The sequence below is a fragment of the Streptomyces sp. NBC_00425 genome (assembly GCF_036030735.1).
Lineage (GTDB): Bacteria > Actinomycetota > Actinomycetes > Streptomycetales > Streptomycetaceae > Streptomyces.
In genome coordinates, this window is sequence record NZ_CP107928.1 from 2,442,287 (window position 1) to 2,455,575 (window position 13,289).

The 13,289-nt window shown below is 69.8% G+C and carries 13 protein-coding genes; 5 read left to right on the forward strand and 8 right to left on the reverse strand.

Features of this window, described 5'->3' with window-relative positions:
* Nucleotides 1–39 precede the first annotated feature (39 nt).
* Together OHS82_RS10185 and OHS82_RS10190 are read left to right on the forward strand one after the other, a co-directional pair.
* The gene (locus OHS82_RS10185) at nt 40–723 is read left to right on the forward strand and encodes a TetR/AcrR family transcriptional regulator (protein WP_319290828.1); all 684 of its coding nucleotides are present in this window, start codon (nt 40–42) and stop codon (nt 721–723) included.
* Entirely contained in the window at nt 698–3,127 is a 2,430-nt protein-coding gene (locus tag OHS82_RS10190; protein ID WP_319290826.1) for a SpoIIE family protein phosphatase, read from the forward strand. The genes OHS82_RS10185 and OHS82_RS10190 overlap by 26 nt, the downstream gene beginning before the upstream one ends.
* A 72-nt stretch (nt 3,128–3,199) precedes the next feature.
* Here OHS82_RS10190 and OHS82_RS10195 read toward each other — a convergent pair whose 3' ends face one another.
* The 7 genes from OHS82_RS10195 to OHS82_RS10225 form a co-directional block, all read right to left on the reverse strand.
* On the reverse strand, nt 3,200–3,772 hold the full coding sequence (locus tag OHS82_RS10195) for a MarR family winged helix-turn-helix transcriptional regulator (RefSeq protein WP_069757829.1): 573 nt from the start codon (nt 3,770–3,772) through the stop codon (nt 3,200–3,202).
* A 228-nt stretch (nt 3,773–4,000) separates the two neighbouring features.
* A complete protein-coding gene (locus OHS82_RS10200; protein ID WP_328433727.1) occupies nt 4,001–4,234 on the reverse strand; it encodes a hypothetical protein in 234 nt (77 codons plus the stop codon).
* Nucleotides 4,235–4,239: 5 nt separating this feature from the next.
* A complete protein-coding gene (locus OHS82_RS10205) occupies nt 4,240–4,755 on the reverse strand; it encodes a hypothetical protein (protein ID WP_319290819.1) in 516 nt (171 codons plus the stop codon).
* A 68-nt stretch (nt 4,756–4,823) separates the two neighbouring features.
* Nucleotides 4,824–4,967 (reverse strand): hypothetical protein, encoded by a 144-nt coding sequence (locus tag OHS82_RS10210; RefSeq protein WP_165269958.1) that lies wholly within the window; start codon nt 4,965–4,967, stop codon nt 4,824–4,826.
* 195 nt (nt 4,968–5,162) lie between these two features.
* Entirely contained in the window at nt 5,163–5,555 is a 393-nt protein-coding gene (locus OHS82_RS10215) for an SDR family NAD(P)-dependent oxidoreductase (protein WP_319290814.1), read from the reverse strand.
* Between the two features lie 117 nt (nt 5,556–5,672).
* The gene (locus tag OHS82_RS10220) at nt 5,673–7,190 is read right to left on the reverse strand and encodes an MFS transporter (protein ID WP_319290811.1); all 1,518 of its coding nucleotides are present in this window, start codon (nt 7,188–7,190) and stop codon (nt 5,673–5,675) included.
* Nucleotides 7,191–7,468: 278 nt separating this feature from the next.
* Nucleotides 7,469–7,774 carry a hypothetical protein gene (locus OHS82_RS10225; RefSeq protein WP_319290809.1) on the reverse strand — a complete coding sequence of 102 codons (306 nt, stop codon included), beginning with the start codon at nt 7,772–7,774 and terminating at the stop codon, nt 7,469–7,471.
* Between the two features lie 348 nt (nt 7,775–8,122).
* Between OHS82_RS10225 and OHS82_RS10230 the strand changes: the two genes are divergently transcribed.
* Both OHS82_RS10230 and OHS82_RS10235 read left to right on the forward strand, forming a co-directional pair.
* Nucleotides 8,123–8,770, forward strand: a complete 648-nt coding sequence (locus OHS82_RS10230; protein WP_319290806.1) for a TetR/AcrR family transcriptional regulator — start codon at nt 8,123–8,125, stop codon at nt 8,768–8,770.
* A gap of 104 nt (nt 8,771–8,874) precedes the next feature.
* A complete protein-coding gene (locus tag OHS82_RS10235; protein ID WP_229878594.1) occupies nt 8,875–9,042 on the forward strand; it encodes a ferredoxin in 168 nt (55 codons plus the stop codon).
* A 407-nt stretch (nt 9,043–9,449) separates the two neighbouring features.
* Here the strand turns inward: OHS82_RS10235 and OHS82_RS10240 are convergent, their stop codons facing one another.
* Nucleotides 9,450–9,572, reverse strand: coding sequence for a hypothetical protein (locus OHS82_RS10240; RefSeq protein WP_319290802.1), 123 nt, complete (start codon nt 9,570–9,572; stop codon nt 9,450–9,452).
* A 360-nt stretch (nt 9,573–9,932) separates the two neighbouring features.
* Between OHS82_RS10240 and OHS82_RS10245 the strand changes: the two genes are divergently transcribed.
* Complete coding sequence (locus OHS82_RS10245; protein WP_328433728.1) at nt 9,933–13,013, forward strand: hypothetical protein; 3,081 nt, start codon at nt 9,933–9,935, stop codon at nt 13,011–13,013.
* The last annotated feature ends 276 nt before the right edge of the window (nt 13,014–13,289 follow it).

Here is a 13,289-nt window from a genome sequence, read left to right on the forward strand (position 1 = left end):
AGATTGAGTTTCGGGGACGGCAGACAGAAGGAGGGGCGAGTGAACGCCGCGGCAGAGACAGACGGCGAGACCGGCCAGGACACCCGGCCCGGTTACGGCGAAGGGCGGGAGGCGCTCCTGGAAGCGGCCGTCAGGGTGGTGGCCCGGGGCGGCCTGCGGAAGCTGACCTACCGTGCCGTCGCCGCCGAAGCCGGCGTCACGCACGGGCTGGTCGCCCACCACTTCGGTTCGCGCGACGCCCTCCTCGAAGAGGCGCTGCGGTGGTGCGTCACACGCAGCATCGAGACGTCCTCGCTGGTGCCCGCCAGCGGAAGACTGGAGGACTTCGCCGCGACCCTGGCCGACTTCATCGCGGCCGACCCCGACGTCCAGGCGTTCCAGTACGAACTGAAGCTCGAAGCGAGCAGGCGGCCGGAGCTGCGGCACCACGTAGACGTGCTCTACGACGCATACCGCGACGCCGTCCGCGAGGCACTGGCCTGCTTCGACGTGTCGCAGGACATGGCGGAGATCGTCTTCGCGGCCCTGGACGGCCTGGTATTCCACCAGGTCACGTCCGGCGCACCAGGCCGCACCGAGGAGAGTGTCGACGCCCTGCGCCGACTTCTCACGGCCTATCGCGCGCAGGCGTCACCGGGGGCGTCCGACGGTACATTGAATGAGCCGAAGTTCTCCTGCACCAACCTCAGGAGCGGCGATGACGAGCATTTTCACAGGGCATGACCAGAGAGTCCGGCCGCACGGCACGCCTTCCTCGGGCATGCCGACGCCCGGCGGCGCGACCGCAGTGCTGGACCGGCACCTGCGGTTCACCGGGTGGAGCAGGGAAGCCGAGGAGCTGTTCGGTCTGGCGTCCGAGGAGGTCCTCGGCCGGTCCGCCGACGCGGTCCTGGCCGATACCGAAACGGGAGCCGGCATCTCCTCAGCCGCTGGTGACGGTGGTACGGCATGGTCGCTCGGCCCCCGGCCGGTCCGCCGGGGTGACGGCCGCCCGGTGCCCGTGTCCTTGTCTCTCACCCCGCTCGCCCTCGGGGTGGGCGCGACCGGGTGGCTGCTGGTGGCAGTGGATTCCGAGCTGGCGCACTGGGAGGCCCTCGGCCGGGCCATGCTTGACGGACTCGACCGGGAATCGCCCGTCCAGCTGGTGATCTACGACACGGACGCCCGGGTGCGCTGGGTCAACGCCGCGATCGAGAAGCAGTTCGGAATCTCGCTCAAGGAGGTAGCCGGAAGGTTCCTGAAGGACATTCTGCCGCAGGGCGAGGTGCTGGAGGAGGCTGACCGGCCGGTCATAAGTGTCGAGGAAATTGTCCAGCGCGTGGCCCGCACCGGCTCACCCGTGGTCGACGTGCGGTACCGGAGCGCCACTTTCCTGGCCCCCCATCATGAACGCGTCTGGTCGTGCTCCTACTTCCGGCTTCAGGACGAGGAAGGCCGGCCGATCGGAGTCTGTGAGGCCGGCCTCGACATCACCGACCGCTATGTGGCACGGCAGCGTCTCGCTCTGCTCAGCCGGGCGAGCGGCAGTATCGGAAGAACCCTGGACATCCGGCATACGGCCGGCGAACTGGCGGAACTCGTGGTCCCCGAATTCGCCGAGGCCGTCATCGTGGACATCTTCGAACCCGTCCTGGGCGGGGAGGAACCACAACACTTCGGCACCCACCCCACCCTCTGCCGGGTAGCTCACCGCACCGATCACACCGCGGCCAAGGACACCGCGTACGACGAACTGGACACCGTCAGCCTGCGGTGCCTGGCCGAGAACGCGCCGGCTACCGACGCGGCCACCCACGTGCTCGCCCTTCCCCTCAAGGCCCGCGGCACCACCCTGGGCGTGGCGGCCTTCGCGCGCCCCCAACACGCCGACCCCTTCGAGCATGAGGAGATCCAGCTCGCCGAAGAACTTGTCTCCCGCACCGCGGTCTGCCTGGACAACGCCCGCCGCTACACCCGAGAACATGCGACCGCACTCATGCTCCAGCGTGATCTTCTCCCTCGCGCCCTGCCCGAACAACCGGGCGTGGAAGTCGCCCACCGCTATCTGCCCGCGGCCGGACACGCTGGCGTCGGCGGGGACTGGTACGACGTCATCCCCCTCTCCGGGGCACGCGTCGGGCTGGTGGTGGGGGATGTCGCCGGACACGGCATGGGCGCGGCCGCCACCATGGGCCGGGTGCGCACCACCGTCGCGGCGCTGGCGGCGCTCGACCTCGCGCCGGACGAACTGCTCGCCCGTCTCGACGACCTCGTGGCGCGGACCGGTATTCCGACTTCCGGTGCCGCCGAGGCCGAGACCGAGGACCAGGCACTGGGCGTCACCTGCCTGTACGCGATCTACGATCCGGTCTCCCGGCACTGCGTCATGGCCCGGGCGGGCCATCTGCCGCCCGTACTTGTCACCCCCGACGGGCACACCGAGCTTGTGGACCTTCCCGCCGGACCGCCCCTCGGCCTGGGCGGCCTGCCGTTCGAATGCGCCGACATCGAGCTGCAGGAAGGCGCCATGCTCGCTCTGTACACCGACGGACTCGTGGAAAACCGTCAGACAGACATCGACGCAGGGATCCGATCTCTCTGCACCGCACTCTCCGGGCCCGGGAACGGCCAACTGGACAGGATCTGCGACAGGGTCATCACCAGGCTCCTGCCCCAAGCCCCCGAGGACGACGCCGCACTGCTGCTGCTCCGCGTCCACGCCCTGGCTGAGAGTCTGGTGGCGACGTGGGACATGGCCTGCGACGCCGCAGAAGTGGCAAGAGCCCGGTCGCTGGCCCTCGACCAGCTGGCCGCGTGGGGAGTCGACGAAGCCGCGTCGTTCGTCGTCGAGCTCGTCGTCAGCGAGCTGGTCACCAACGCGATCCGCTATGGCAACGCTCCGGTGTGTCTGCGGCTGATCCAGGAGCGCGGCCTCATCGTCGAGGTCTCCGACGGCGGCCACACCTCGCCCCACCTTCGGCGGGCGGCGATGGAAGACGAGGGCGGCCGAGGTCTGTTCCTGGTCGCGCAACTGACACAACGCTGGGGAACCCGGTACACGTCAACAGGCAAGACCATCTGGACCGAGGTGCCGCTGTCGCCTGCCAAACTGCCGGGAACCTTCCCGGGCGAGCGATTCGAGCTGTGACGGGGGCTACTGGCCGGTCGGTTCTCCGTCCGCGCACCCCCTATGGGAGCGGTGGTCCGGGACTGTGTGGGCTCACGCCTTGCGGCGGCGGCCGCTACGACGTGGCGCGGGGGCCGCACCGCCCAGAAGAGCCTGGCGGCGTGTCTCACCGTTCTCCTCCACCTGCAGCACCACCTGACGCAGCCCGGCAGCGACGATGCCGCACTGCTCATCGCTGAGCTGCCCCGTGACGAAGGCTTCCTCCTCATTGAACGCCGGAAAGACGCGCCGCATCAGCTCCTCACCTTGATCAGTCAGGCTGAGCAGCACCAGCCTGCCGTCGGTGGGGTGATCGGCTCTCTGTACAAGCCCACGCCTTTCCAGCGTCCGGGCAACCCCCGTGAGCGTGCCCTTGGAGATCCCGGCCTCTTCTGCAACGTGCCGCGTTTCCGGCTCACCCCAGACCCAGATGACCCAGAGAACCACGAAGGCAGTCCACGTCAGGTCGACGCCGCGCAACACGGAATTCTCAAGGTGCTGCCGCACCGCCGAGGCGGCGCGATAGATGTTGGCGACGACGGCCATCTGGTCATGCCGTAGGGGGATACCGCCAAGCTTGGCCTCTGCCAGTTTCTCGGCTTCGGTGATGGAACGATGGCCGGGCACGGGCACACTCCTTCGGGCCGCCTGTGAAGGCATGGGGCAACGCAATCGTTCGCGTCCAAATTGTATGGTGCCTGCCTCGTTGCCCTCGGCCGTATTCGCTCGGTTCGCGTGGCGCCATCAATCGCGCATCAGCAGGTCCAGAGCGGGCGGTGCGGTCTGTCCGCGATCGTGGTGCACTCCTTACGTCGAAGGAGGCGCCGGGAGTGCTTACCCATGCGCTCGATGGTCTCAGGCCGCGATGGTGGTCGGACGGGCGGTGACGAGATCCCGAGCCCTGGTACGTACGTCCTGCACCGCGGCGGTCTCGTACGGCCGGGCCGCCTCCAGCAGCATGTTGAGGCGGGAGGCCACGAGGGTGGAGTCGACGCGGGCCGCGTCGTCGAGCGTCTGGTGCGCCGCGGCGGCTCCCCGCTCCGCCTCGCCCTCGTCGAGCAGCGCGGCTGCGAGCCCGACGCGGTCCATGACCTTCACGCGGTCGAGCCGGGCTTGCGCAGCTTCAGGGCGTCCTCGAAATGGCCGCTCGCCACTCGGCGGCCGCGGTGGAGTCCGGCGAGGTCGCGGGCGGAGACCGCGCGGGCGCCGACATGCTCGGCCGCGTCGAAGTAGCTCACCCACTCGGGGACGTCGTCGCCGAGTCCGTCCGCCAGGAGGCCGTCGGCGTCGCCGAGGTACCGGTCGGCCTCCCGCTCGTCGCCGAGGGCCGCGTGCACCCGGCCGGTCTGCGAGGCGACCAGCGCTCTCGTCGCGGGCAGGGTGGCCTTCTTCGCGGCGACGCCGAGGAGACCGAGGGCGTCCTGCGGGTGGCCGAGGTAGATCATCTGGTGCGACATGCGGGTGACGATCTCCACCCCGCGGTCGCGCCGCCCCGCTTCCCTGGCCGCGTACGTGCCGTAACTCCAGAAGCGTTGGGCGATGGGGTACCGGCCGCAGTCGTGGCTGACCCACCCCGCGAGCGCCGCCAGGTCGGCGGTCGCCGCGAACACCCGGCCGCGCAGGGACGGCGGGACACCGTCCTGGATGCGGCGGGCGACCTCGGCGAGCGAGATACGGTCTATGACTGCGCCGTACCGTCACCGACGCCCTGCTCGACGAATCCGCCGTCCCGGTCGGCGCCGACGGTCTGGGCTGAACCGGCGGGCGGCGGGTCGTACGGCCCGTAGGGCGGGGCCGACGCGTTGCGCTGCGCAGCAGGCACGGTCTTCCGTTTGTGGTGATCAGCGAACTCGACACTCCATGATCACCGGAAGTCGTGCCGGCAGGCGTATCCTCCGACCGTCACGAACCGCCCACCATCGCCGACTTGGGATATCGAGCCCATACCGGCAGCTTCGGGCCGACCGCGAGAACGACGTCCGCCGCCCGTGGGCAGCGGACGGAGTGCCGGCGTGAGTCAGCCGGTGAAGACGGCCTCGGGTTGGTCGCGGCGCTCGTGCAGGTCCCAGTACAAGGGTGCGATCTGGTCGGGGGTGGCTGCGGGGATGCCTTCGGGGCCGTCGTCACCGATCCAGGTGCTGATCGCCACGTGCGCGGCGTACACGCCGCTACCCGCCAGTTCGTTGTGCAGGTTGAGCACCCAGTTGCGCAGTGCTCCGGCCGCGGCGTTGACGTTGCCGAGCATGGGGACGGGGTTGATGGAGCCGCCGCCGGTGGTGAACAGCAGGGCCCCGGCTCCGGCCTCCCGCATGGCGGGCAATACGGCGCGGGCGGCGGTGACGGCGCCGTAGAAGTTGTACTCGATCTGCGGCTGCAGGTTTTCCACCGTGGACTCGCTCGGGGTGGCCATGGTGAGGCCGGGCACCAGCGCCCTCTGCTGTCGGCCGTCGGGACCGAAGAAGGCCCGCCCCGGCTCCGGATGCGGAGGAGCCGGAGCGGACCATGGGCCCGCTCGGGAGGGGCATTGTCAGTGTGCGATCACCGGTACCTGGGCTTCGGGTCCCTCGCCGGTGCTCGAATCGGCCTTCGGGCGGCCGACGTTGATGAGAGCCAGCGCTATCACGGCGGCGCCGGCCACGATGCCGACGGCGACCCAGGCGGCGTTGGCGTAGCCGTGCACCATGCCCTGGAGCTGGACCAGTTGCTGCTGGGGCTTCGTCGCGGCCGTGGCGATGTGGTCTGTGATGTACGAGGCCATGGCGGAGGCGGCGATGGTGTTCAGCAAGGCCGTGCCGATTGCGCCGCCCAGCTGCTGCGAGGTGTTGACCATGGCGGAGGCGGCACCGGCGTCGCGCGACTCCACCCCGTGCGTGGCCACGGACATGGCGGGCATGAACGCGGTACCCAGGCCGATGCCGACGATCAGTAGGGTCGGCAGGAGGAGACCGGCGTACGAGGAGCCGACCTCCAGTTGGGTCAGCAGGAACATGCCGGCCGCGGCGACCAGGAAGCCGGGACCCATCAGCAGCCGCGCCGGCACGCGGGGCGTCAGGCGGGTGCCGATCTGGGTCGCGCCGATCATCGTGCCGACAACCAACGGCAGGAAGGCGAAGCCGGTCTTGATCGGCGAGTAGCCCTTGACGATCTGCAGGTAGTAGGTGAGGAAGAGGAACAGGCCGTAGATCGCGATGTTCGCGAGGCCGAACGAGAGGAAGGCGCCGCCGCGGTTGCGTTCGGTGACCACGCGCAGGGGCAGCAGCGGGGCCTTGACCTTGGCCTCGGTGATGACGAAGGCGAGCAGCAGGACCGCGGAGGCGACGAACAGGCCGAGGGTCGTGGAGTCACTCCAGCCGTCGGACTCGGCGCGGGTGAAGCCGTAGACCAGCGCGACCAGACCAAGGGCGGACAGGATCACTCCGGGGATGTCGAGCGGCGAGCGGTTGCGCCCGCCTTCCGGCTCGCTGATGACGAAGTACGCACCGGCTGCGGCGATCGCGGCGAATGGGATGTTCACGAAGAACGTCCAGCGCCAGTCCAGGTATTCGGTCAGGACGCCGCCGAGGATCAGGCCGACGGCGCCGCCGGCACCGGAGATCGCGCTGTAGACGCCGAACGCCCTGGCGCGCTCCTTGGCGTCGGTGAACGTCACGGAGAGCAGGGAGAGAGCGGCGGGGGCGAGGAGGGCGCCGAAGACGCCCTGCAGGGCACGGGAGCTGTACATCATCGCCTCGTTGGTGGCGGCGCCGCCCAGTGCGGAGGCCGCGCCGAAGCCCACCAGACCGATGACGAAGGCGCGCTTGCGGCCCCAGAGGTCGGCGATCCGGCCGCCGAACAGGAGGAGACCGCCGAAGGCGAGGGCGTAGGCGGTGATGACCCACTGGCGGTTGCCGTCCGAGATGCCCAGGTCCTGTTGAGCGGAGGGCAAGGCGATGTTCACGATGGTCGCGTCGAGGATGACCATCAGCTGGGCGATCGAGATGAATGCGAGGGCTCGCCAGCGGTTGGGGTCGGGAACGCTGGGTGCCTTGCGGGCTGTTTCGGACATAGGGGTGCCCCTTCGGAACTGGCAACGGAATTTCGGGACGCGGAAAAGCGGACAGGACTACGAAAGGTGAGGCTCGGCGGCTGGCGGTCCGATGGGCTGCAGTCTGTCGGGTAGGCCGCATGTCGGACAGGACCCTCAGAGAGCGCGGTGGCGTCCTCGGATCCGGCGGCGGACTGGGGGAAGGTCCACCGCCGGACCTGGGACCTCGCGCCGATCCCGTCCCCACGGATTCGGCGCGTCGGGACCGCCTCCGCTCAAGGCGGTCCCGGGCCAATCGGTTACTGCCGAGTCCCCCCGCTCAGCGGGGTGCGAGGGCAGCGGCAGGGCGAAACGCTCCACGAGGTCCACCGGCCCCTGTGACCGGGCATCTCGTCCAGCAGCTGTCCCGTGATGCCGGTGATGGTGGGACGCAGTGCGTCGATCTTCTTGACCATGAACTCGCGGGTGAGCGTGCGCCGCATCGTGGTGTGGACGGGTGCGTCGACGTTGGCGAAGAAGCCGGGCGGCTGGGGCGGCTGATCCGGCTGCACGTCCGGGTAGCCGGGCTGTGAGGGGTCGCTGCTGAAGGCGGGGTGGCCGAGCACCGCACGGGCGTCCTCCCAAGCGGGTCACCAGCCAGGCGCCGCGCCGGCCGTCCCAGATGGTGACGCGGCTGATCGGTGCCTCCTCACACAGGCGGGAGTAAGCGGGAGGCGGATCGAGGGGTGCGGTCCTCGGCCGGGCGAGGACGAATTCGGGCGTGGGGCCAGGGGGCACGAGGGCTCCTCTCATCGACCTAACGGCGTTAGGGTGACTAACGCCGTTAGGTGGTTGTCGAGGTGAGCCTAACGCCGTTAGGTGGTTTTGGCGAGGCCCGTTCCAGACGGGTGGCAAGCCGTGGATGGCCGATGATGAAAGCCCGATCGCAACCGGCGGGGTACGGAGGAGGAAGCGTGGACTCGGCAGCCCAGAAGCGGCGTGTGCCCTACCGGCAGGGTGAAGGGGAGCGCCTCCGGCAGGACATTCTGGACACGGCGACCCGCATCCTGGAGGAGTCCGGTCGCGAGGACGCCCTGTCTCTGCGTGGCATCGCCCGCGAGCTGGGCATCGCCGCGCCCAGTATCTACCTGCACTTCAACGACAAGACCGACCTGGTGCGGACGGTGCTCGATGCCCGGTACGCCGCGCTGGCGTCGACCATGCGCGAGGCCGGAAGCGCGGCCGCCGAGGCCGGTGCCGGCGCATGGGGTGTCCTGCGCGCCATCGTGGGCACCTACCGCGGGTTCGCCGTCGACAATCCCCGCCGCTATCGGCTCATGTTCAGCCTGGAGCAGCAGACTTCGGCGGAGGACCGGCGCGCCACCGGGCATCCGCTCGACCGGGTGCTGATCGCGTGGACCGATGCCGTTGACCAGTACCTCGCCGCAGCCTGTCCCGAGCAACGCGAGGAGGCCGACACGCTGGGGGTCCTGCTGTGGACCGGCCTGCACGGTCAGTTCGCCCTCTGGCACACCCTGCCGCATTCCTTTGTCGATGACGACACCATCCTGCGCGAGCTTGAGGAGGCGTTGATGAGGAGACTGCTGCCGCCGTCCGACTGACCGCCGGACGTTGGATGCGGCCATCCAGCGGCGCACGGTGCGCTGACCTGTTGACGCCGACTTTTCGACGGCCAAGGCCCTGGAGGCCAAGGGCGCCTAAGTGTGTGGCCTCGGGTCAGTGTGTCCTGATCGCTCCGGAGGTCTTCGACCAGCGGGACGAGGACGGCATGGCCGTCCTCCTCGGCGAGCACCCCGCGCCCGAACTCCACGACGGGGTACGCGAGTCCGCCGCCGTCTGCCCCGCCGCGGCCATCCGGCTGGAGGAGAAGTGACCGCACGTGTCGTGGTCGTCGGTGCCTCCGCGGGCGGACCGGCGACCGCCGAGGCCCTGCGCCGCCAGGCTTCGACGGGGCCGTCACCGTTATCGGTGACGGCCCCACCTCCGCCGAGCGGGTCCGCGAAGCCGTAACGGCCCCGGCCGATGTGACGGCTCCCGTCTCCCCCTTCCGGGGCTCTGGCCAGCGCGGACGCCTTGGTCAAGGTGGTGGCGACCACGACGGTCCGGTGACCGCCCTACTCGTCGTCGGTGGTGTCCTTGTCCCGCAGCGGGCGCATCCCGCCGGGCAGGCCGCTCCCGACCTTCGTGCTCGTGGGCATGGCGCCCACCACCCCGGGTTCAGAGACGCACGGCCTTGGTGCCGCCCCTCCCTCCGTGGGGCGGCACCGGGGCCGCTTGCGTCTATTCCTCGGTGGCGTTCGGATCCCGCAGCGCCCTAAGGGCCCCGTCGCCGTGGCTGCGGACGTTCGGGTAGCGCCCGTGGAAGTTCAGCTTCCACTGGACCACCTCCGACGGCGCCCTCAACCTCGTCGACCTCCTCGACGAGGCCTTCGCCGCCCTCAAACCAATTCCTCCAGCACCGCGATAGCTGGACCCCGGTGATCGCGTCGCGCGAGAGGGGCTCGCTCGGCGTGGTCACACCCCACCACCAAACCGCAGCTGCCCGACCGCCGCGCCGAACCTGACAAGGCATCCGCGTCAATGATCGGCGCGGCAGGATCTGCCAGGGCGCAGCCGACAGGTTCCTCCTCAGCGCTTACGGCATGACCACGAAAGCGGCGGTTCACCGCGCCAAAGGCTGGGCAGTGCTGTCAGCGCTCGCTTTCCTCTCCATCGGCCGAGCGGGGGAACGAGGCCTTCCAGGCGGACAACCAACCTGGGGCTGTGTCGGCCGCCGTGTTCTTGAGCGGGTATTTGCCCTTACGTAGCGCGCGGACGCAGTGCGAAGACGTTGCCGCGGTCTGCGAGTCGGTGTGCCCCATGAGGGCTGCGGTACCAACCCAAGAGAGGGAGGAAGCGGCCATGTCAACCCGCCCAACTGAACACAAGCACTTGACTGGGAACGTCAAGGCGCACGTGACGCAGTGGCTGGCGGGCCAGGGGCACGCTGCGCAGGCCGAGTTGTGCAGCCTCGGGCACGGCCCCGGGGATGCCGTGGACTTCGTGCTGCGTGCCACGGATCAACGCCTGCGCTTCGAGCTGCGGCCCAACGATTACCGCAGCTGGCGTGGAACGGCGGACAGCCTGGCCGCCAAGGAAGGGCATGTCGAGTGGGTCTTCGGGCTGGAGAGCGCCATCACCCGGGATATGACGGCCCGCTACGGCTATGCCCTGCGGGTGCGGTGCGAAACCGACGGCAACAGCCGCCGGGTTCTGATCGGCACCGTCACCGACAACCGCCCCGTCGTCTGGTCCCCGCTCGAGCAGTGCCGGATGACCGGCGACGGCCTTATCACCCCCGACCTCGACGAACTGCGTAACCGCGGGCTGATCCGCGAGGGCGCCGCGCGCCACGACGCCGCGGCCGGCAGCCTGCCGCTGCGCGGCGCCGAGATCGTCTTCGCGATCGATGGCGAGGCCCGGCCGGACACCGACTCACCCCTCATGGAGAGCGGCCGGTACCTGATATCCGGCTTCATCAAACCGGCCGGACACCGGATCCTCAAGGCCCAGCTCTCCTTGCCCCACGACACACCCCGCCCCACCGAGCAGTACGTGTACCGGCTGGCGGGCGCGGTGCGCCTGCTGGTCACCGAAGCCGACCGGCCAGGTGAGAACACCGGCTGGGCGGTGCGCGCGGACAGCCTCATCCGGCTCAAGGGCCTGGACGCGGAACGTACCGGCCTGTGGCGTCCCTCCGTCGCCCTGGACGAGCCCCTGCCCGCGCCGAAGCCCGCCACGCGGCCCGCCCCGGCCCCCACCGTTCCGGTCCAGTCCCAGGGCAGCCGCACCGCCATACTGTTGCGGCGGGCTCTCGAAGACGTGGCGCGGGAGGGGGCCACCACCACGTGGAAACTGCTGGCCGAGCGGATCGGCCTGGATCTCGCGCACCTGCCCGATCCCAAGCGCCGGGACCTCCTCGTGGAGGTCGACAAGCCGCGAGATCGGAACCGGCCGCTGTTGTGCGTCCTGGTCCGCGCGCCCTCCGGCCGTCCCCTGTCCTATCTCGCCACCGTGCTGCGCCTGCTCCAAGTCCCCGCCCCGGCCTCGGAGTCCGCGCTGTACCGGTGGAGCGACGAGCAGATCCGCGCTGCGCATACGGCGTACGGCCACCCTGCTCCTCCCCTACCGGCATCGGCTGCCATTGCGGAGGCGCCCCGTCCTGCGGAAGCGCGGGCCGCCCAGGAACAACTGACCCTCCTCAAGGCCCAGTTGGCCGTGGGCCGTGCCACGTTGCCCCACGCCACCGGCCGTCGCGCCGCCCGCCTGACCACCACGGTCAAGGACGGCGAACAGCACCAACGGCTCTACGAGACTGTCCGGCAACGCAGGCAGGAGCTGCGCGCGTGGCAACGCGAGGGCGAGCGGCTCCTGGACGACCTCGACCGCCTCATTGGCCACCCTCTGGCGGCGTCTGCTCCCTCGAAGAAGAGCACGCCCGCCGTTCCGCCCGCCACCGTGAAGAGCCCTGTCTCGCCGGGGCAGGACCAGCGCACGTTCCAGGCGCAGGCGACAGCAGACATCGCCCGTCTGACGCAGCTGTTCAAGCAGGCCCGTGATGCCGACGACCTGAACGAGGCCAGACAGATCCACAAGGAAGTCTCACAGATCGCCACGGAACGCCTGTCCGGTGAGCCACGGCAGAACCTCCTACTGCTCCGCACTGACCTGCAGACCTGGATCAACAGCCGTGATGCAGCAGTCGCCCACGCGGCGCTGCGCACCTTGTTCGCCGACCTCGCGACGGCCGGCCCCGCCGCCACGCCTCTCGCCCTGCGCAGTGCCCTGGCCCACTCGAAGATTCTCAAACGACGCTGCCCCGGCCCCCTGCCGCAGGACCTCCACACGGCGCTCACCCGCCTGGAAGCCCAGGTCAACGGCGAATCGGTGACTCCAGACGACGGAGCCCCCCTGTCGGCGACCCACTCGTCACCCGGCGGCGCGCCACCTTCCGAGTCTGCCGCTTTCGCAGAGGCCCGAGCGGAGTTCGCCTGGCTCGTGCAGGAGATCCGCGCCGCGCAGGAGGCCGGCGACCTGGCTGCGGTCCAGACCGCGCGCCACTTGGCCGGACCCATCTACGGCCGGCGCCTGTCGCCCGAAGACCGTGCCACCTACACGCCGTTGATGCGCGAGGTGAAGACGTGGTGCCAGGAACAGGATCCGAACACGGACCCGATCCTGCGCCGTATCCGTCAAGTCCTCGCCGAACTCGGCCGTGCCGGCAACGGCCTGGCCACCGAGCAACTCGCCGCATTCCTCGACGAGATCAGCTCGCTGAGCCGTCAGTTGGACCGGCGCCTACCGGTGCTCGAAGAGGTTCACGTCAAGCGGTGGAAGCGCCAGCTCAAGGCCCGCACCTCGAGCGCGCCACGTCGTGCCGCACCGCGCGCGGCGGACCCGGTCAAGGCCGTCCCCGGTCCCAAGGCCACCGCACCGTCTCCCCCGGACCGTCTGCCGATCGAGACCATCGACAAGCTGGCCGCCATCGCCCGGGACGTCCTCAAGGACGCGGCGCGCAGCGGCGGCTCACTTCTGACGTGGGGTGACCTGCGGCTGCGGATGGCGGGCGGGCTGCCGCACCTGCACCCGGACGACCAAGGTGAACTCCTGGTCGCCGTCGACCGGGAGACACCGGTCGGTGAACCACTGCTGTCCACACTCGTCGCGAGCTCGGACGCCTCGCTGCACTGGCTCTACCGCCACGTCCGCTTCAGCCTCGGCCGCGAACGCATACCCGAACCAGACCTTCCCGCCCACTGGGCCACCGAAGTCCTGCGCCTGCGCCAAACCTGGCGCCACCTCTGACCTGCCGCACTCAGCGAACGGCGTCCGGGCACAGCCGGTCCGCCGTTCAACTCCGTCGCGGGCGCCGGCCCCGGCTCACTGCAACGGTCCGCCACGACTGTGCTGTGGCGGCTGATTCCAGTATCCGTGGATCGAGGTTTGTCCAGGTGAGGACGCGCGCTCTGGATGCGGATTCTGTTTGGGTGCGGCTCTCCTGAAGTGACTTGTTGACCTGCATAGTTGTGGGTCGGTCTGCAGCAACGCGGCCAACAACGAGACGGCTACTTATAGCCGCCG

Excerpts from the sequence above, each read along its gene's own strand:
- OHS82_RS10190 (WP_319290826.1), top strand. The coding sequence starts at position 698 with ATGACGAGCATTTTCACAGGGCATGACCAGAGAGTCCGGCCGCACGGC.
- OHS82_RS10200 (WP_328433727.1), bottom strand. The coding sequence starts at position 4,234 with ATGGACCGCGTCGGGCTCGCAGCCGCGCTGCTCGACGAGGGCGAGGCG.
- OHS82_RS10215 (WP_319290814.1), bottom strand. The coding sequence starts at position 5,555 with ATGGCCACCCCGAGCGAGTCCACGGTGGAAAACCTGCAGCCGCAGATC.
- OHS82_RS10220 (WP_319290811.1), bottom strand. The coding sequence starts at position 7,190 with ATGTCCGAAACAGCCCGCAAGGCACCCAGCGTTCCCGACCCCAACCGC.